We start from the raw sequence: 18937 nt of genomic DNA on the forward strand, positions 1-18937 counted from the left end.
GGCTCCGAGCTTGGCTTTGCTTGCTGCTCCGACCGCGTCTCTTGTTGAGAATTCGCGGCTTCATAGGCAAGAGTCCGTTGTCCCCACTTGCGAGCGCCTACTATAGCGCCGTCCCGTATAGACTGGGCGATTCCGCGGTGAAGTATTTCGCCGTTCCGCGCGGTGCCCGCGCAACTCCTCGAACGGAAATGCGTGACTATCCATGCCGACCTTGGGCCCGATCGGAGGATTCATGCGTCCGCCGGCCAGGCGAGGGGACTCTATGCCGAGGCTGTCCGGAACATGGCTACCAGGACGAAGCCCGAGGGAGGCGCGCTGCCGAGCGTTGTCGAGCGTTTCGTGACTGACTGCATGAACGAAGCGGGAAGGAAAAGCGTCCCTGTCGAGCGCGTCATAGACGAACGCCTAGCCCATCTTCAGGAGGAGGTCGGCGGCTATGACTATGCGACCGTGTTGAAAGCCTACTGGCGAGGCAGCGAGGAGGGTGACGAGGTCCTCAAGACATCAGCGCTACGGTGGCTGCGCGGCGAGTATTCAACGAAGACAGAAGCAAGGCAGGCGCTGGGCGTCAGGACCATCATCGATGACAATGACATTTATGACGCGCTGAAATTGCTCGCGGCATTCGTCAAGCTCGCCGGGTACGCCGGCCTGCTCATTGTCTTCGATGAAATGGTGAACTTGTACAAGCTCCAGAGCGCGCAGGCACGCAACCAGAACTTTGAGCAAATTCTGCGCATGCTCAACGACGTCCTTCAGGGGAATTTCGGCGGCATCGGCTTCGTGTTCGGTGGCACCCCCGAATTCCTTATGGACACTCGCCGGGGCCTTTACAGTTACGCCGCACTGCAGTCGCGTCTCGCGGAGAACGCCTTCGCGACGAACGGCCTCGTCGACCTGTCCGGCCCTGTGCTTCGCTTGCAGAGCCTTACGCCCGAGGATCTCCTTATTCTCTTGTCCAATATCCGGTCTGTGTTCGCACATGGCGATCCGGCAACGCATCTGGTACCGGATGAGGCGCTTCCGGCGTTTATGGAACATTGCAGCAAACACGTCGGCGAGGCTTATTTCAGGACGCCTCGCAACACGATCAAGGCGTTCGTCCAGTTCTTGGCGGTCCTTGAACAGAACCCTGGAACAGGGTGGGAAAGCCTTCTCGGGCGGGTCGACGTCGCGCCTGACGTCGAGAACCCGTCAGCCGACGAAAGCGAAGGTAGCGCCGAGGGCGGGGATGATAATCTTGCCAGCATCAGGCTCTGAGGAACGTTCCGGCTTTGACAAGCTACATGAGACCATCCGGCGCTGGATCTGGGAACGGAAGTGGGAGGAACTGCGCGACGTCCAGGACAAGGCGATCGCCGCGATCCTGAACGGCGAGAACGACGTCCTGATCGCTGCCGCCACGGCAGCCGGAAAAACGGAAGCGGCTTTCCTGCCGATCCTTACGAAGGTTGCTGATCGGAAAGAAAGCGGCTTTTCCGTCCTATATGTCAGCCCGCTCAAGGCCCTCATCAACGATCAGTTCCGCCGCCTCGATGACCTATGCGAGCGGATGGAGATCGACGTAGTCCGCTGGCATGGAGACGCTCCGCAGTCCGCGAAGCAGCGAGCGAGGCGCGATCCGCGCGGTCTCGTCCTGATCACTCCGGAATCCATTGAGGCCATGCTGCTCCGCCGTCCGGGCGACGCTAAGGCGATGTTGGCTTCGCTGGACTTCATTGTCGTCGATGAATTGCATGCTTTCCTCGATGGACCTCGGGGGCTGCACCTCGCGAGCCTTCTCCGTCGGCTGGACGATTTGGCTGTGAAGCCGGCGAGGCGTATCGGCCTCTCGGCCACGATCGGCGACCTTGCCGTCGCCGCGCTCTGGCTCCGGCCTGAGAACCCTTCTTATGTAGCGATCGTCGAATCTGCAGCCGATTCACCGGAGCTCCGTCTTCAGGTTAGGGCGTACGCCGATTCCGAGGAAGTCGAAGACTCCGATGGCCTTGAGAACGAAGAAGGCCCCCCAACCGCCCTCGATCTCATTGCCGACCATGTCTTTGCGAACCTGCGGGGATCCAACAACCTTGCTTTCGCCGGATCGAGAAAGCGTGTCGAGGCGTTGGCCGACCGACTCCGCATCCGGTCCGAAAAAGCCGCCGTGCCCAACGAATTCTTCCCGCATCACGGGAGCTTGTCGAGGGAACTTAGAGAGGAGCTTGAGGATCGGCTGAAGAAAGGCGATGTTCCCACCACGGGCGTGGCGACGACGACGCTCGAACTCGGTATCGACATCGGTTCGGTCAAATCGGTGGCACAGATCGGCGCCCCGCGGTCGTTGGCGTCATTGCGCCAGAGGCTTGGACGCAGCGGACGCCGGCGTGGCATCCCGGCCGTTCTCCGGATCTATGTGCGCGAGCGAAGCCTCGCCGCGGATTCCGATCCTCTAGATCGGCTGAGGTTGGAGACAGTGCGAGCGACCGCCTCAGTCCGTCTCCTGATTGAACGGTTCGTCGAGCCCCCGTCGACGGACAGCGCTACCGCAACGGTGGTGCTTCACCAGACGCTTTCAGTGATTGTCCAGGAAGGCGGCGCGCGTGCTGACCGGTTGTACCGATTGCTATGCGGTGCCGGGCCGTTGTCCGCGCTCGACAAGACTGACTACGTGGAGCTTCTCCGGACAATGGCGTCGCCGGAACAAAGGCTGATCGAGCAGGCGCCAGACGGGACGATCATGCTTGGCGAGATCGGCGAACAGCTCACGAGCGCACGTGATTTCTACGCCATTTTCTCGACGGACGAGGAGTGGCGACTGGTCTCTGGAGGGCGCACGTTAGGGACGATCCCTGTCTCCAATCCAGTGGGAGTCGGCGCTGTAATTTCGTTCGCGGGCCAGCGGTGGCGCATCGTCGCCGTGGACGACCGGGGAAAAGTGATTGAAGTCGAAAGGCACCGATCCGGAAAGATTCCGAAATTCGACGCCCTAATGAACGAACCGATTCACGACCGGCTTGCGACCGAGATGCAGACGGTTCTGTCGTCGACGGAAATCCCTGCCTATCTCGATGGAGCCGCAACCGATTTCCTTGAGCAGGGAAGGGCAGCATACAAGCTGTTGGGGCTGGATCAATCACGGTTTCTGCGCGCAGGCAAGGACACCCATATCCTCACGTGGAGAGGAACGGACGCGAATTCGGTCTTGGCCTTCGCTCTGGTTTCGGCTGGATTGGAATGCGTGGTTCTCGACGTCGGGGTCACCGTCATCGAGACGACGCCAGATGAAGCTGTTGCAATCCTTCGGCAGGTTGCCGAGCGGCCGCCGGACATTCAATCGATCGCGGGTTTCGTGGAGAACCTTCGGACAGCGAAATTCGACGAGATGGTGCCGGAAACCTTGCTGAGACGGCTGTGGGCAAGGGCGCATTCAAGAATCGGACAAGACCTTGGGATGGTGGCAAGGGAAGTGCTCGCGTCCAAACTTTGAAGCTCTCGCCGCTCTGTCACGCGACCGTCGAGGCAACGGTCACGTCGCAGCGACCGACTGGATTGGCGGGCCGCACTCGCGCGTCAGGCCAAAGCCTAGGGCTGTTCGTGCCAGAACTTGGCGCTGTGGTTGTTCAGCCCCCGAGTGTGAGAATCGGTTGTGGATTGGAACGTTTCAGGGACTTTGCTTCCGCGCCTCCCTCCCTGAAGTAATCCCTGACAGTGTAAAGCGCTATTCTCATAAAGTGCACCCATGTCTGATGCAGTTCATCCTGTAGATCCTGGGCTTGTTTTGCGACGCTCGGCTTTCGCTTGGGACGTGGCAACGTATAGACAGGGCGCGGATAGACCTCATGATGGAACGTTATGCTGCCGGGCGTCCAAGCGTCCTCAACGGTGCGGCGCCACCGATAGGAGATCCTGACCTCCAGGTTCTTGCTAAAGCGGTAAGGCGCAGAGATATTATCATCGACATGGAAAAGCTGTCCCTCCCGCTCTTCGGTTTCCATACGTTGCTTCATGGATCTAAAGGCGAAGGACAGATCACTCCCGGCACGCGTGGCCTGATAATGCTTCTCCTCGCGCTTTTTGGCTGACTTGGACTCACGGTATTCCCGCAAAGCCGCTTCGAAGTAATGGAGCTTTGTTCCGGCATAGATTCCGCAGCTGGAGAGAGGTAGACGATGCATGACTCCTAAATGCTCTTCTTTCACCGCTTGATCGATCAGGTTGTCCAACTCGCGTTCATCGATGGCCTGCAGGGCATGTTTTTCACTGTCCGTAAGATTGATCTCGCCCATACCCTGCAACTCCTTATCAAAACTCATGTCGAGAGACGGTCAGTGTTCATTCATACTTCGGTCCAAGTCTTAACCGCGAAGCCGTGGCCTTCTGGGTCAGTGCGTTATAGGCAGTTGGATTGCCGAGCACATCTCGAGATATCGGCAGAACGCATTGGCAAGCTGCATCTGACGCGGCGTCCTGCATTCCGCTTCGAACACCTGGGGTGAAGCTACGAGAATCGACAGGCATTTGGCCCGTGACGTTGCGACGTTGAAGCGATTAAGGCTGTAAAGGAAATCCATGCCTCGCGGAGCGTCTGCGTGAGTTGAAGTCGCCATCGAATAAATCGCAATCGGCGCCTCCTGACCCTGAAACTTGTCCACCGTACCGACCCTGGCGCTGGGCAGGCGCTGTTGGATTTCAAAGACCTGCGCGTTGTATGGCGTGATGATTAGAATATCATCTGGCGTGATCGGAGTCTTTTTCCCGTCCCGATCGACCCAATGCGTATTCGACTGCAGGATGTGGTTCACGAGGTCGCGGATGACGACAGCCTCTTCCGGGGATGAGTTCTGATTTCCGCTGTGGCTTACCGGGATGTGCCGCAGGCCGGACCTTTGTATCGGACCGCTTGATACGATCTGGCCGTCAAGGCCGTCCTTTGATTTCAGTTTGCCCTCATAGAACAGCTCCGATGTGAAAGCGCATATATCGGGGTGGAGCCGCCAGGTCTCTTCGAGAAACAGCCCTTGCCCGGCGGCGATCGTTTTCCCGCCGGCGAGAATGTGATTCAGCGCCGACACGTCGGTTCCGTCCGGATGACTTCCCTGCATCGGTTGATCCAACTGCTGAGGATCGCCAAGCAAAACAACCGTGTGTGCTGCCTGCGAAACCGCCAGCACGTTTGCGAGGGACATCTGTGCCGCTTCGTCCACGACGAGAACGTCGACAGATGCAAACGCATCGGCCCGTGACCAGAGAAAGCTCGTTCCTCCGGCGACCTTGCATGGCCCGCTCAACGCTCCATACACGTCGACATTGTTCTTCGCGAAGAGCAAGCGGTGCTGATTGGCCTCCACCTCTTTCGGCTTCACGATGCACGTCAGGTCGACGTCTAATTCGTCTGCTGCCTCGATGACCTTGTCGATCAGGTTCCTGATGACTTTGTGGCTGTTTGCGGTGATCCCGACGGTCTTACCTTCGCGAACAAGCGCGCATACCATCCGCGCGCCAGTGAACGATTTCCCGGTGCCCGGGGGGCCTTGTATGGGGAAGATGCCGCCGTCGAACAGCGTGGCAACCCGCATCGCCGCGGCCAAGGTAGTCTCCCCATCGGTCTTGATCGGCTCACCCCCCAGACGCGGCGCCAGGCGCAGCAGTAGATCGCGCGCCGCGCAATATGACCCTTCGCCAGCTAACCCATAGTCCGCCACGTATTCGCCGATACGCACGAGGGAATTGGCCTGTTCATCAGAACCGAAATTCTTGGAGCCGTAGATCGCCTGGGGATGAACACCGACGGACTTGCCTGCCTTCTTGATGTCGATCGTACGGTTCTGCTGCGATACCGCAACCGTGGTTCCAATCTTGTCGCCACCGACATTGTGCAGGTCGTCCTCCACGCGAATGTCTGTTTCCTGCGGGATAAATGAATAGCGGTGCGTCGGAAGCTTTCCAGCCCCAGGGACTTCGCCGAGGAAGGTGAGGCCCGACAGGCCGCTGCGTTCATCCATCAGCTCTTCTGCCGAGAGATCGCGAAGGCGAAAGAACTCCCACCACGTCGCCTTTGCTTCGCGCCGATGCCAATCGAGAATGTTGGCGAGTATCCATCGAGCGTGCTGCTCGGCGTCGCGCTCTTCCGGGTCGGCCGGCACGTCCGCGGTTAGCCGCTCGATCAGCGGCCCGATCTTCGCGAGCCATGCCGTGACATTTTCGCTCGCTGTTTCGTCGCCAGGCTGCGGCCGGACAATGATTTCACCAGCAGCGATCGCCTGTGAGCGAAGCATTTCCAGCCAGTCACGAAGAAACTGCGTCGATATGCAATCGTCGCGGTTGTAGCTCTCGACCACCGATCGGTCTTCTTCGCGAATTCTGTCCGGATGTCCGAGTTCCAGGCTCGACTGGAGACTGAGCAGTGCAACGTTTGCATCCTGAAGTGCTGTTTCGCGCGCGTACCGATAAAACGGTTCCAGCCTTTTGATCGAATAGCTTTCAACGCTTGCGCGAAGGCCGTTGCGGACAACGCCGTAAAGATCGACGAACAGCTTCGACCGTAGCATGTTGTCGAATTCTTCTTCACGCGTCGCGTATCGGCCCATCAGCCGTTTCAGCGCACCAGGCTCGTAGGGTGCGTAGTGGTAGACGTGCAGTTCCGGATACGCCTCCCGACGCTTCGTCACGAAGTCGATGAAGGCTTCGAATGCCAGCTTTTCGTCGGCACGGGTGAACGCCCAGTCTCCGACGTAACTCCATTCGCCCGATTCATTTCTGAAATGATATCCAAAGAGATACTCAAGCCCGTGCTCGCCGACGAACGGATCGCCTTCCAGATCGAGGAAGACATCGCCATGCGATGGCTCGGGAAGGCAGGTTAGCCCGAAGCCTGCTACTACGGGAAGGAGTTCGAAGCCGAGGCTGCCACTGGCTCTCGCCTCCACCTGCAACCGTGCTTGCTCGCGGATACGCTCGTAGGAATGAGCCGAGCCGCGCTCGGGCTTCCATTGCAGGGGCAGGGGCATAGCGGCTAGCGATTCCATTGCGCCGACGTCGCGGGTTTTCAGCTCGTTGATCTGCACCTTGGATATCCCAGCAACGAGACAGAGATGATCGTCAACTCGACGTCGATTATCGCATTGCGTGCTCCAGCGACAAACGTCGCAATGACTGTTGGGGTCGGGATAAGTGGCGGAGCCGGCTGCTGAATCGACAGTCAGCTCAAGCCCCGATTTAGCCCTGCGATAGAACGCGCCGTAATCGGCGAAGCGATACTGCTGTGGCTTAAAATCCGCCCATGGCGGAACCACGTGCATGAGTTCAGGTGCCAGCCCCTGAGCGTCGGCGAGCAGATCGGAATAGAGGCAAAGCTGGAGGACGGTACCTCCCTTTGTCTCGCGAGCCAACTTGGTGTCGACTGCCTCATAGGACCAGGATCCAAGCGCTGATGGTGTCTCAACGCGGAGAAGCACATCTGTTCGGCCGCTCCACCGTCCGTTCAACAGGGCTCCTTGGACGATAACGGGTGTTCCAGCGCGCATCGCATCGAGTGTCTGTCCAGCCGTTGTCGCCGTGATATCGATGCCTTCAATGCGCACGGCATCCAGGCCCGAAGTTTTCAGATGGTCGATATACGCTTGCTCGTGAAGCGCACCTCGTTCCCGAAGGATTTCAAGAAAGGGATCGTAAGAAGCTGGCTTGGCAAGCGTGCCCTGAGCGACTGCCAAGTCTAGGCTCGTGAGATGGCGGCAATTCAGATGGCCGACCAAGTCGGTCGCACTTAATTGGATTCCGTGCCCCGACCGTCTCATGACGCGAGCTCAGAGAAATCGGCGCTTCGATCAAACGAAAAGAAGGGTCCGACATTGATTTCTGCGGTTGTCATCATATGACTGCCAAGTTCTCGGTTGTTGCCCGCGACGCCAGGGAAAATGGAAACCGCGGGCACACAGGAAAGAGCCTGCTTCGTTGCCGGGGCAGGGGGCGATGGTGCCACCGCTGCTGCTCCCTTTCATGTGTGTGGGTCGCTGATGACCTCCGGGCACTTACAAGGGGAATGTCCCACTTACCGCAGTCGGGGTTGAACAAACCGCGGAGCCGGAAATAGCGGTCGATACGGACAAAGTCCTTAGTATTCATGGAGGCGACAACGGCGCGGTGGGCGATCGCGGTTGCTGCGATCGCGAGGTCTTGCCCAGGCTTCTTAGCGTTCTTGCAAGGAACCCAAAGGTCCTGCAAAGCAGGGACCAGAGTCATGTCTGCATAGAGTTGGGCAACGGGGGCATCCATCGCAAGAAAGATTACATCGGACTCGAGCATTGATTTCAGCCATTTCGCAAGGCTAGCGGCCCGTGGTGCATCCTTAGGCTTGAGCATGGAAATTCCCCTCTGTATTTCAAATACAGCGCTGAAGGGAATGGCGATAGGGGCGCGAAGATTGCCAACCCAGTCAACGACCTTGGGATTGGGCCGCTTGTGGGCCAATGCGCTCAGCACGTTCGTGTCGAGCACGTACATTGTCGATCGTGGGCTCACAGAAACTGTCCGCAGTGTTAAGGTGATGGGACTCATATTTAAGAGTCACCGGCAATCCGTTAATGAGCCGGACGGCAGGAGGTTTCGAATGGGGCGTGCTCCCCGCGATCTGGCTGGATCGAGCAAGAGGACCAGGGTCTGGAACGTGCGCGAAGCCCGCGAACGGTTTGATGACCTTCTCGCGGCGGCGGCGCAAAGCGGCCCCCAGACGGTCCGCGACAATCGGCGAGTGTTCAAAGTCACCCTTGAGCGCGCCGGGTCGTCGCCTATTGCGAAAGGCCTTCTGACGAAAGGCGGGCCTCTGGAAACAACGGACGTTCTGGAAGATTGAGTTCTCCATTGTGAGTCAGGTCGGGTCATTGCGGCCGCGTTTTTGAAGCCGCTGCTGAACTACGGACCGGACTGACTGAGAGAAACATTTGGTTCCATTCCAACAGGAGGCGCGGGAATAGTTCGCTATCCTGGCAAGACAACTTGCACGGATCCAAATGTAGCAAGTGGGAAACCGGGCGAAGAACACTCTCGGATTATTTGATTGCTCTCGATAAAATCGATAAATCCTTCAAATTTTATCGACGTTTTTGATGCCACCGAAGGGGATTGGCATCCACAAGTCCGCTCGCAACCGGGGAGAGCAAAGTGGACTTCAACGAAACTCAGTCATACGAAAACGTGGCCGACCGGCCGGAAGGCGCCAAGGTGGTGCCAGCTGATACCCAGAGCGACAGGCTGCACGCAATCAAAGAGCGTGTACGCGCCCGCCAGAAGGCGATGACTAAAGCGTTTCTCGATATCGCGTCGGAGCTCGACGCCGCTCGCAACGAACTGCCGGAATCCAAGCTAAAGGCGTTTCTCGTTTCCGAGTGCGGCCTGCATAGAAGCGATCTCCGAACCTATCTGAAATTCTCTGAAACCCTAGGGACTCATCGCGAGACGATCATGAAGGGGGCGGTTTCCTTCGCCACCGTCAAAGCCCTGGTCGCGGCCCCGACAGCTGTCAGGGACGAAGTCGTTGAAAGGATCGCGCTAGGAAGTTTCGTGCACTCAAACGACGTGGCGGCAATCAGGCGCCGCCATGTCAACGATGCAAAGGACCCTGGTGTCGAGCAGGAACTCCGACGCCGGAAGGCGCTGCGTTCAGCGGCGGAGATGAAAGCGCAGTCGGAAGTCGAATCCTTCGGCGGGCAGTTTCTGCCGTTCGCGCAAGCACTCGTTGATTTCTACAATGGCGGTTACGACGATACCACACGCGAATCTTTGGTCGCAAAGCGCTCTTCCTTGATGCAAGAAGCTGGCGATTGCCTTGCGCGCTTCGAGCTGCTTTTCGATACAGCAGCGCTGCCGGCCCCATGGGAATACAACTACCAGGGCAATTCCGACGAGGCTGTTTGGCTTGCTCGGGCGCACGACAGCCTGAAGAGCTTGGCCCTGGGAGAATTCCAGTCGGTCGATCCGGACAGCGGCAACCCATACGACACCAGCCACGACTTCCTCGACCGCGCTGTGGTGGAAAGCGTGATCTGGCTTTTCAACGACAGTGGTATTTCGAAAGAGCAGTTGAAGCATAGGAAATTGTCTGCCGCAGTCGCACAAACGGTGATCGACCCTCCCTATCGGCTCAACTCGATTGAGATTTGCGCTGGTGCGGGAGGCCAAGCACTCGGACTCCACGCCGCAGGTTTCGACGCCGTCTGCATCTACGAGCAAAACAAGAATGCGGTCGCGACCCTGAAGGCCAACCGGACGCTCGGTCCGGTCCGGCAGGGCGACATTGCAAAAGTGGATTTTACTTCATACCGCGGAAAAATCGACCTGGTCGCCGGCGGCGTCCCTTGCCAGCCTCACTCAAGCATGGGCTTGCAGAGGGGCCACGCGGATGACCGCGATCTCTTTATGGAAGCTGTGCGGATTGTCGGCGAGGTCGCTCCAAAAGCCTTTTTCTTCGAAAACGTCGAGGGGTTCGCCTTCAGGGCAAACTCAGCTTATCGTGCGGAACTTCATCGGAAGTTCAAGGAGCTTGGTTACGACACGCAGGTATTCAGCTTCTTTGGCAGCGACTACGGATTGGCTCAAAATCGGCCAAGGGTAGCGTTCGTGGGATTTCGGGATGTTCCCATCGGCCGCTTCCGTATGCCGCCGAGATTCCCCGAATGGAGAACGACCGTCGGCGAAGCTCTAATCGATCTCGTAGCCGCTAACGGATGGGAAGGCGCGGAGGGGTGGGCCAGGAGCACGGCGAACAAGATCGGCCCGACAATCCTCGGTGGGTCCGAGCAATCCGGAAGGCTGGCGTTCAGTGCCAAACTGGGCCTTGAGAAATGGCTGGCTCTCGGGATCAATCCCTTGGGAATCGCAAAGAGCCCCCCCTCGGCGAACCATCCGAAAGATGCGCCTTTCCAATTCACGATGAAAATGGGCGCTCGGCTTCAAGGTTTTCCTGACGACTGGCTATTCTGCGGCACGCAACACCCGCAAAAACGTCAAATCGGCAACGCTCTGCCGCCTGTAATGGCACGGGCTGTCGGCCTGGCGATTTACAGTGCCCTCACCGGAGTGAACTTTGACTACGCACAGGCCCTGCGATCACCGCTGCCTGGCAAGCACAACGGCAGGCTGAAGCTCAACATGCTTGCCCGGGTGAGTAATCAACTGGATACCGTTCCCGATTGCTAAGGACGTCACACGCATTCGCGGGATAGAGCTGAAGCATTGGGATGGCATGCCCTCCATCGCCATCCCAATGTTGACATGAAGTCGGCAGCTAACAGCGCCGTGTGCCAGTCTTCAAGAGATAGTCCCCGACCGCGAATTTGGACGCGCGGACACCAATCCGCAGGGACACCAATTCGGCAGCCGACACGCCACTGCCTTGATCCATGTCAGAGCCTCGTGCCTTTGGATTAGGCAGCGTCAATCAAGCAAATATCGGGAGGCTGCCATTGAACGGAGCCAGAGAACGTGGATCATCGCTGTTTGAAGCAGGTCTTGAAAATTCGACATTTGCTGGCCCATCAGGCAGAGGGGCGACCCCAAACGCGGTTATGAAGTGCGCACATGGGGAAAAGCTGCAGCTCTGTGATGCCCTGGAAAAGATCGCCGACTCCTTACCTTGGGTCGATCGCCTGAAGTGCCTCAGCACAGCCAACGCAATCGTCCCGTTGTTGCGCAGCATTCATCAATATGAAGAGAGGATCATTTTTCCTACCTATGAGGTCGCTGCGGCCGGCAGCAATGCCAACCTTGCCTCAACCCGGCGATTGCGCGCCGAACACGTCGAAGACGAATGCTTTGCGGGCGAGGTGACCGAAATTCTGCTGGCGATTGGCCGTAGCGAGACGGTCAAGAATGCCGAAGCCGTCGGCTTCATGCTGCGTGGCTTCTTCGAAAGCGTGCGCCGACATATCGCGTTTGAACGCGAGCATGTCTTGCCGATGATCGGGATTGTCGATGCGGGCTAGACTAGTTCCCGTCCATAAACACAGGTATTTTGCAGTGTTTAAAAGGATTTGTTTGGAGCTTGAACGCCTTCAGCGGCGTGAGCAGGGTAAGGAGCGCTGACAGTCGACAAACGAGTGCCGTTGGCACGATCAGGCGCACACCGCGAGAGCCGGCAATTCGGCATGGGTGGTAAGTGTGGTGTTCATCGCCGTAGGGTCCCTTTAAGTCGCCTTTGGGCGTTGCGTCTGGCTTCGTTTGGAGCGGTAAGCGCGCGCTATTCGCCCATGTCGAGCAGCAGATCCTGCTTGAGGATTTCGATGCTGCGGAGGCCGAGCAGGCGAATGACGCCTCTGTCCTTCAGGCGGGTGAAGACCCGCTGATTGCGTTGTTCCTGCCCAATCGATCGCTTGCTCTTGTCGTCGTGGTGGTTGCTGCAGCGCCTGGGCGGGACACTTCTCTGACCACTCGCGAGTGGTCTCTTCCAGTTCGGACCGCTGGACCCTGACGACCTCTCGGTGACGCTGGCGGCAGGGGTCGCAGTGTTGCCGCGCTAACCTTGTCTACGAGATGGCTAGGCATAAATCCGCCGATTTAAGAGGCGTTTGACGCCGCCGCCGTCACCTTGTCTTGGCCGTTTTGGCCTCGGGATCGCAATAGATGCCGTAGAGCGTTTGCAGGATACGTTCGACTTTGGACGAAGCCAGCCGGTAATAGACCTGCTGGGCATCACGCCTTGTGTCCACAAGTTTGAGCGCTCGCAATTTTGAAAGCTGCTGCGAGAGTGCCGACTGGTTCATATCGACAAGCTCGGCCAGTTCGTTGACGCTCGTCTCGCCATCGAGCAGGTGACACAGGATCATCAGGCGCTTCTCGTTGGCCATGGCCGCGAGCAGCTCGGACGCTTCCCGCGCCATCTTGCCCAATTCGATAATTTTTATATTGCGCATATGAACACATTATCATATTAAGAGTTACAAATAATAATAATTTGACGCTGGCGCCTGTCAAGCCAGCGGATCGATGCGAACGGCAATCCGGTCCAAGCAGCCTTATTGATCCGCATCAAGTCGCGGCCGACCGCAATGGCGCAGACTGGCCAATGTTGCCCGTGAGCTTTGGAGACCGAAAACGTCGGCATCGCTGCAAGCGGAGCCGCAAGGGAGGAAAGAGCATGGCGCATGTTGTCGTCCTGGGTGCCGGATTGGGAGGCACCATCATGGCCTACGAGCTTCGCGACGAACTGGCCAGGGAACACAGGGTTTCCGTGGTCAACAATGGCGGCCGCTATTCATTCGTGCCGTCCAATCCTTGGGTTGCCGTCGGCTGGCGCGACAGGCCAGCGGTCGAGGTCGACCTCGCTCCGGTTCTGGCGCGGCGAGGCATCGGCTTCCATCCGCAAGGAGCGAGGCGCATTCATCCGGCTGAACGTTCCATCGAACTCAATGACGGGGGCAGGGTCGCCTACGACTATCTGGTTATCGCCACAGGTCCCGAGCTTGCCTTCGACGAGATCGAAGGTCTCGGGCCGGAGCACAACACACAGTCAGTCTGCCACATCGATCATGCCATCAAGGCGAGAACGGCCTTCGACGCGCTCGTCGCCAGGCCGGGCCCGGTCGTCATCGGCGCGGTCCAGGGCGCGTCCTGCTTCGGACCGGCCTATGAATTCACCTTCATCGTCGACAAGGCGCTGCGTGACGCCAAGGTGCGCGATCGCGTCCCCATGACCTTCGTCACCTCGGAACCCTATATCGGCCATCTCGGCCTCGATGGCGTCGGCGACACCAAGGGCCTGCTCGAGAGCGAGATGCGCCAGCATCACATTAAGTGGATCTGCAACGCCAAGGTCGACAAGGTCGAGCCAGGCAAAATGTTCGTCCAGGAGATCGCCGAAGATGGTTCGGTCAGGCAGGCGCATGAATTGCCGCATGTCTATGCCATGATGCTGCCGGCGTTCCGCGGCGTGGCAGCGGTGCGCGGCATCGAAGGCCTCACCAATCCACGCGGCTTCATCCTAGTAGATAAACACCAGCGCAACCCGGCCTTTCCCGAAATCTTCGCCGTCGGCGTCTGCGTCGCCATCCCGCCGATCGGCAAGACACCGGTGCCGGTGGGTGTCCCCAAAACCGGCTTCATGATCGAATCCATGGTCACGGCGACGGCCCGCAACATTGGCCGGCTGGTGAGGGGGGACGAGCCCGATGCCCAAGGCACGTGGAATGCGGTCTGCCTCGCCGATTTCGGCGATTCCGGCGTCGCCTTCGTGGCGCAGCCGCAGATCCCACCACGCAACGTCAACTGGTCATCCTCCGGCAAATGGGTGCATACCGCCAAGGTCGGTTTCGAGAAGTATTTCCTGCACAAGATCAGGAATGGAAAGTCCGAACCCTTCTACGAGCGCCTGGCGCTGCAGGCACTGGGCATTGACAAGCTGAAGCAGATCAAGATCGAGACGTCTGCGGATGCGCCGGCCGCCTGACCAGGACAAGCCGGCTCGGCTGGCATTTCTGCGGATAGCGGCTGGCGGGCGTTCCGATTGTCCGCAACCGCCAGCAGCAAATTCAACGCCGCCTCTTGCGGTCAACGATAACATTAATATATTTAGATATGAACATATACAAATGGAGATGGCTATGTCGCTTGACCGTTCCGTTCTCGTCTTTGCCGGCATCATGGTGCTTCTGTCGGTCATTCTCACCGCCTTTGTCTCCCCGCTATTTGTCTGGCTGACGGTCTTTGTTGGGCTCAACCTGCTGCAGTCGGCGTTCACCGGTTTCTGTCCGGTGGCCATTGTTTTCCGCAAGCTCGGCGTCAAGCCGGGATGCGCGTTCTAGGAGCACGCAATGCGCAGGCTCTTCTTCCTCGGCGCGCTGCTGGCATGCTCGCCGGCGGTGGCCGGCATGCTGACGCTCGCCCCGACGACGATAACTGAATGGAAGGCAGTTTATGGACGCGTAGAAGCGCGCAACGCTATCCCCGCACGTGCGCGCATCGGCGGCCTCATCGTCGATCTCGCCGTCACTGAGGGCGAGATGGTCAAGGCGGGGCAGAAGATCGCCACTGTCCAGGACGACAAAATTGCCTTTCAGGTCGCGGCGCTGGACGCGCAACTTCGCGCCCTGAAGGCACAGATGGGTACGGCGCAGTCCGAACTGGCCCGCGGCCAGACGCTGGTCGACAAGGGCGTCATGACCGTGCAGCGCCTCGATCAGCTGCGTACTGAGGTCGACGTCGCGCGCAACCAGCTTGCCGCAACCGGGGCCCAGCGATCGGTGATCGTGCAGCAGGGCGCCGAAGGCGACATCTTTGCCCCGGGCGATGGCCGTGTGCTGACAGTGCCGGTCACGCGCGGCGGAGTGATCATGGCCGGTGAAGTGGTGGCGACCATCGGCGGCGGCGGCGTGTTTCTTCGGCTGGCCGTGCCCGAGCGGTATGCGGCGACACTGAAGCAGGGTGCCGCCATCCGGATCAATACCAATGGCAAGGAGTCCGCCGGCCGCCTCGCCAAGATCTATCCGCAAATCGACAACGGTCGCGTCATCGCCGACGTCGAGGTCGACGATCTCGATACCGATTTCATCGACGCCCGCGTGCTTGTTGAATTGCCGGTCGGCGAGCGCGCCGCGCTGCTAGTGCCCACAGCGGCGATCATGACCCGTTCGGGAATCGATTTCGTGCACGTCGCTGCGGACGGTGCGGAAACCGAGCGGGCGGTGGTCACCGGAGAGCGGACGACGCGCACCGACGGCGACTATGTCGAGATCCTGACCGGACTTGCGGCCGGCGACGTCGTGGTCGCGCCGTGAAGGGTCCTGCCTCCTTCGGCATCGCTGGCGCCCTGACGCGGGCCTTCATCGCCTCGCCGCTGACGCCGTTGTTCCTGATTGCCGCTTTCGCCTTCGGCCTGGTGGCGCTACTCACGCTGCCGCGCGAAGAGGAGCCACAGATTTCGGTGCCGATGGTCGATATCTTCGTGCGCGCCGACGGGCTGAAGGCCGATGACGCCGTCAAGCTGGTCACTGAGCCACTGGAGACGATCGTCAAGGGCATCGACGGGGTCGAGCACGTCTATTCGCAAAGCCGCGACGACCAGGTGATGGTCACCGCCCGCTTCGTTGTCGGCACCTCGTCCGACGCCGCTGTGCTGCGCGTCCACGACAAGGTGCGCGCCAATATGGGTCGCATCCCCGTCGGTGTGCCCGAGCCGCTGATTGTCGGCCGTGGCATCGACGACGTCGCCATCGTCACGCTGACGCTGTCGCCGAAGCCGGAGGCGGCCGCGCGCATGACGGCCAACGACCTCACCCGCATCGCGCGCGAGCTGCGCACCGAGATCGCCAAGATCGACAATGTCGGCCTGACCTATCTGGTCGGGGATGCTGGTGAGATCATCCGAGTCGACCCCAACCCGCAAAAGCTCGCCCTTTACGGCGTGACTCTGCAGCAGCTCGCGGCCAAAGTCTCTGGAGCGAACAAGGCCTTTCCGGCCGGGCGCGTGCGCGATCAGGGCGAGCAGATCGACATCGTCGCCGGCGAGACGCTGGCCTCGCCCGACCAAATCGGCAACCTGCTCTTGACCTCGCGCGACAACCGCCCCGTCTATGTCCGCGACGTCGCCGACGTCGCCTTCGCCACCGACACTGGAGATGCGCTGGTGTCCACGGTCACCAGGGCCGGCGCTGGCATCGAGCGCGTGCCGTCGGTCACGCTCGCCATTTCCAAGCGCGCCGGATCGAACGCGGTCTCCGTCGCCGACGCGATCCTGCACCGGGTCGTCCTGCTCCAGGGCGGCCTGATCCCTAGTGATGTCTCGATCGACGTGACGCGCAACTATGGCGAGACTGCCAACGACAAGGCCAACGAGCTCCTCTATCACCTCGGCCTGGCGACGATCTCGATCATCCTGCTGGTCTGGGTCGCCATCGGCCGCCGCGAAGCCATGGTCGTGGCCGTCGTCATTCCGGTGACCATCCTGCTCACGCTGTTTGCCTCGCGCGTCATGGGCTACACGCTGAACCGCGTCTCCCTGTTCGCGCTGATCTTCTCCATCGGCATTCTCGTCGACGACGCCATCGTGGTCATCGAGAACATCTCGCGCCATTGGGCCATGGGCGATACGCGCGATCGCCGGCAGGCGGCGATCGAGGCGGTGGCGGAAGTCGGCAACCCGACCATCGTCGCCACCTTGACCGTGGTCGCCGCGCTGCTGCCGATGCTATTCGTCTCGGGAATGATGGGCCCGTATATGAGCCCGATCCCGGCCAATGCCTCGGCGGCCATGATCTTCTCCTTCTTCGTCGCGGTGATGGTGACGCCGTGGCTGATGTTGAAGCTCGCCGGACGGGCACCGGTCGACGCCCATCGCGATCATGGTGGCGGAGGGCTGCTCGGCCATGTCTACACCGTGGTCGCGCGGCCTATCCTGGCCTCGAAGAAGGCGAGCTGGGTCTTCCTGCTTGCCGTTGGCGTGCTGACGCTCGGCTCGCTCGCGCTGTTCTACACTGAGCACGTGACCGTCAAGCTCCTGCCCTTCGACAATAAGTCCGAACTTTCGGTGACCATCGACCTGCCTGAAGGGTCTTCCGTCGAGGCCACCGACGCGGTGGCGCAGGCTGTTGCGGCCAAGGTTCTCGAGCTGAACGAGGTTCGGTCGGTCCAGACACATGCCGGAACCGCGGCGCCATTCAATTTCAACGGCCTTGTCCGGCATTCCTTCTTGCGCAGCGAGCCGCAGCAGGGAGATGTCGCGATCAATCTCTCGCCGAAGTCGCAACGTAGCCGTTCGAGCCATGACATCGCGCTGGAAATTCGCCGTCGCATCACCGCGCTTGCCGTTCCCGCAGGCAGCAGCTTGAAGGTCGTCGAGCCGCCGCCCGGGCCGCCGGTCATGGCGACATTGCTGACAGAAATCTACGGGCCAGACGGCGAGACGCGTCGCAAGGTTGCAGCCAAGGTCGAAGCGGCGTTCCGGTCGGTGCCCTTCATCGTCGACGTCGATAATTCCTGGGGCCAGCCGGCGCGCCGGCTGCGCGCCACAATTTCCACCGACGATGCCGAGTTTTTCCATGTCGAGGACAGCGATGTGTTTAACACTATTGCCGTTCTCAATGGCGGCGAGACCGTCGGCTACTCGCATCGCGGCGGCGGCCGCCAGCCAATTCCGATCCGCATCGAGCGGCCGAAGGGCGAGAGGACGCTCGACGAACGCTTCCTCACCACGCCCATTCCGGCGAATGTGCTGCCCGGCGATCGCGGTGTGGTCGAGTTGGGCGACGTCGTGCGCATAGTGCCGGAACGCGCCTCTTTCCCGGTGTTCCGGCACAATGGCCACGCCGCCGAGATGGTGACGGCCGAGCTTGCCGGTAGCTTCGAGGCGCCGCTTTACGGCATGCTCGCCGTCGGCAAGGCAATCGACGCGCAGGACTGGACCAGACTGCAGAAGCCCGCAATCTCGCTGCATGGCCAGCCGGAGGACGAAAGCAAGCCGACGCTGCTTTGGGACGGGGAATGGGAAGTCACCTGGGTGACCTTCCGCGACATGGGAGCGGCCTTCGGCGTCGCGCTGCTCGGCATCTACATATTGGTCGTCGCCCAGTTCGGTTCGTTCAAGGTGCCGCTGGTCATCCTGACGCCGATCCCGCTGACCTTCATCGGCATCCTCGGTGGGCATTGGCTGTTCGGCGCGCCTTTCACGGCCACCTCGATGATCGGCTTCATCGCGTTGGCAGGCATCATCGTGCGCAATTCGATCCTGCTGGTCGACTTCATTCGGCACGCGGCGTCGCCGGATAGGCCGCTGGCTGACATTTTGATTAAGGCCGGCGCGATTAGGTTCAAGCCGATCCTGCTGACGGCACTTGCCGCCATGATAGGCGCGGCGGTGATCCTGAGCGATCCGATCTTCCAGGGACTGGCGATCTCGCTGTTGTTTGGTCTCGCCTCCTCGACCCTGCTGACCGTGCTGGTCATCCCCGCGATCTATCGGGTGCTGCGCACGTGAACG

At 59.9% G+C, this 18937-nt stretch carries 12 protein-coding genes and 2 pseudogenes; 9 read left to right on the top strand and 5 right to left on the bottom strand.

Annotation, left to right across the window (positions count from 1 at the left end):
* Nucleotides 1-177: 177 nt before the first annotated feature.
* Both FJ426_RS06970 and FJ426_RS06975 read left to right on the top strand, forming a co-directional pair.
* Nucleotides 178-1260, top strand: a pseudogene (locus FJ426_RS06970) (ATP-binding protein); the annotation flags it as partial.
* Nucleotides 1232-3466 carry a DEAD/DEAH box helicase gene (locus tag FJ426_RS06975; protein WP_140824871.1) on the top strand — a complete coding sequence of 745 codons (2235 nt, stop codon included), beginning with the start codon at nt 1232-1234 and terminating at the stop codon, nt 3464-3466. The pseudogene FJ426_RS06970 and the gene FJ426_RS06975, both read left to right, overlap by 29 nt.
* A 133-nt stretch (nt 3467-3599) precedes the next feature.
* On the opposite strand, the gene FJ426_RS06980 is transcribed toward FJ426_RS06975, so the two are convergent.
* From FJ426_RS06980 to FJ426_RS06990, 3 genes are all read right to left on the bottom strand, one after another.
* Complete coding sequence (locus FJ426_RS06980; protein WP_246675499.1) at nt 3600-4265, bottom strand: hypothetical protein; 666 nt, start codon at nt 4263-4265, stop codon at nt 3600-3602.
* Nucleotides 4266-4361: 96 nt separating this feature from the next.
* The gene (locus FJ426_RS06985) at nt 4362-7772 is read right to left on the bottom strand and encodes a TM0106 family RecB-like putative nuclease (RefSeq protein ID WP_140824875.1); all 3411 of its coding nucleotides are present in this window, start codon (nt 7770-7772) and stop codon (nt 4362-4364) included.
* A 73-nt stretch (nt 7773-7845) separates the two neighbouring features.
* Nucleotides 7846-8478 (bottom strand): PIN domain-containing protein, encoded by a 633-nt coding sequence (locus FJ426_RS06990; RefSeq protein WP_181176924.1) that lies wholly within the window; start codon nt 8476-8478, stop codon nt 7846-7848.
* A 106-nt stretch (nt 8479-8584) separates the two neighbouring features.
* Here FJ426_RS06990 and FJ426_RS06995 point away from each other — a divergent pair, with 106 nt between their 5' ends.
* The 3 genes from FJ426_RS06995 to FJ426_RS07005 all read left to right on the top strand — a co-directional run bounded on the left by FJ426_RS06995 (nt 8585) and on the right by FJ426_RS07005 (nt 11954).
* Nucleotides 8585-8827, top strand: coding sequence for a hypothetical protein (locus tag FJ426_RS06995; protein WP_140824882.1), 243 nt, complete (start codon nt 8585-8587; stop codon nt 8825-8827).
* A 308-nt stretch (nt 8828-9135) separates the two neighbouring features.
* A complete protein-coding gene (dcm, locus tag FJ426_RS07000; protein WP_140824885.1) occupies nt 9136-11169 on the top strand; it encodes a DNA (cytosine-5-)-methyltransferase in 2034 nt (677 codons plus the stop codon).
* Nucleotides 11170-11537: 368 nt separating this feature from the next.
* Entirely contained in the window at nt 11538-11954 is a 417-nt protein-coding gene (locus FJ426_RS07005; RefSeq protein WP_140825144.1) for a hemerythrin domain-containing protein, read from the top strand.
* A gap of 254 nt (nt 11955-12208) precedes the next feature.
* Here FJ426_RS07005 and FJ426_RS31720 read toward each other — a convergent pair.
* Nucleotides 12209-12310: pseudogene (locus tag FJ426_RS31720) on the bottom strand (transcriptional regulator); the annotation flags it as partial.
* Between the two features lie 241 nt (nt 12311-12551).
* Nucleotides 12552-12881, bottom strand: a complete 330-nt coding sequence (locus tag FJ426_RS07015; RefSeq protein ID WP_140824889.1) for a metalloregulator ArsR/SmtB family transcription factor — start codon at nt 12879-12881, stop codon at nt 12552-12554.
* 224 nt (nt 12882-13105) lie between these two features.
* Between FJ426_RS07015 and FJ426_RS07020 the strand changes: the two genes are divergently transcribed.
* From FJ426_RS07020 to FJ426_RS07035, 4 genes are all read left to right on the top strand, one after another.
* Entirely contained in the window at nt 13106-14413 is a 1308-nt protein-coding gene (locus FJ426_RS07020) for an FAD/NAD(P)-binding oxidoreductase (RefSeq protein WP_140824893.1), read from the top strand.
* Between the two features lie 154 nt (nt 14414-14567).
* The gene (locus FJ426_RS07025) at nt 14568-14768 is read left to right on the top strand and encodes a DUF2892 domain-containing protein (RefSeq protein WP_140824896.1); all 201 of its coding nucleotides are present in this window, start codon (nt 14568-14570) and stop codon (nt 14766-14768) included.
* A 66-nt stretch (nt 14769-14834) separates the two neighbouring features.
* A complete protein-coding gene (locus tag FJ426_RS07030; RefSeq protein WP_246675500.1) occupies nt 14835-15740 on the top strand; it encodes an efflux RND transporter periplasmic adaptor subunit in 906 nt (301 codons plus the stop codon).
* Nucleotides 15737-18934 carry an efflux RND transporter permease subunit gene (locus FJ426_RS07035; RefSeq protein ID WP_140824904.1) on the top strand — a complete coding sequence of 1066 codons (3198 nt, stop codon included), beginning with the start codon at nt 15737-15739 and terminating at the stop codon, nt 18932-18934. The genes FJ426_RS07030 and FJ426_RS07035 overlap by 4 nt, the downstream gene beginning before the upstream one ends.
* Nucleotides 18935-18937: the final 3 nt, after the last annotated feature.

The sequence above is a fragment of the Mesorhizobium sp. B2-6-4 genome (assembly GCF_006441495.1).
Lineage (GTDB): Bacteria > Pseudomonadota > Alphaproteobacteria > Rhizobiales > Rhizobiaceae > Mesorhizobium.

Coding starts and splice junctions, on each gene's coding strand:
- FJ426_RS06975 (WP_140824871.1), top strand. CDS start 1,232: ATGATAATCTTGCCAGCATCAGGCTCTGAGGAACGTTCCGGCTTTGAC.
- FJ426_RS06980 (WP_246675499.1), bottom strand. CDS start 4,265: ATGGGCGAGATCAATCTTACGGACAGTGAAAAACATGCCCTGCAGGCC.
- FJ426_RS06985 (WP_140824875.1), bottom strand. CDS start 7,772: ATGAGACGGTCGGGGCACGGAATCCAATTAAGTGCGACCGACTTGGTC.
- FJ426_RS06990 (WP_181176924.1), bottom strand. CDS start 8,478: ATGTACGTGCTCGACACGAACGTGCTGAGCGCATTGGCCCACAAGCGG.
- FJ426_RS06995 (WP_140824882.1), top strand. CDS start 8,585: ATGGGGCGTGCTCCCCGCGATCTGGCTGGATCGAGCAAGAGGACCAGG.
- FJ426_RS07005 (WP_140825144.1), top strand. CDS start 11,538: ATGAAGTGCGCACATGGGGAAAAGCTGCAGCTCTGTGATGCCCTGGAA.
- FJ426_RS07015 (WP_140824889.1), bottom strand. CDS start 12,881: ATGCGCAATATAAAAATTATCGAATTGGGCAAGATGGCGCGGGAAGCG.
- FJ426_RS07020 (WP_140824893.1), top strand. CDS start 13,106: ATGGCGCATGTTGTCGTCCTGGGTGCCGGATTGGGAGGCACCATCATG.
- FJ426_RS07025 (WP_140824896.1), top strand. CDS start 14,568: ATGTCGCTTGACCGTTCCGTTCTCGTCTTTGCCGGCATCATGGTGCTT.
- FJ426_RS07030 (WP_246675500.1), top strand. CDS start 14,835: ATGCTGACGCTCGCCCCGACGACGATAACTGAATGGAAGGCAGTTTAT.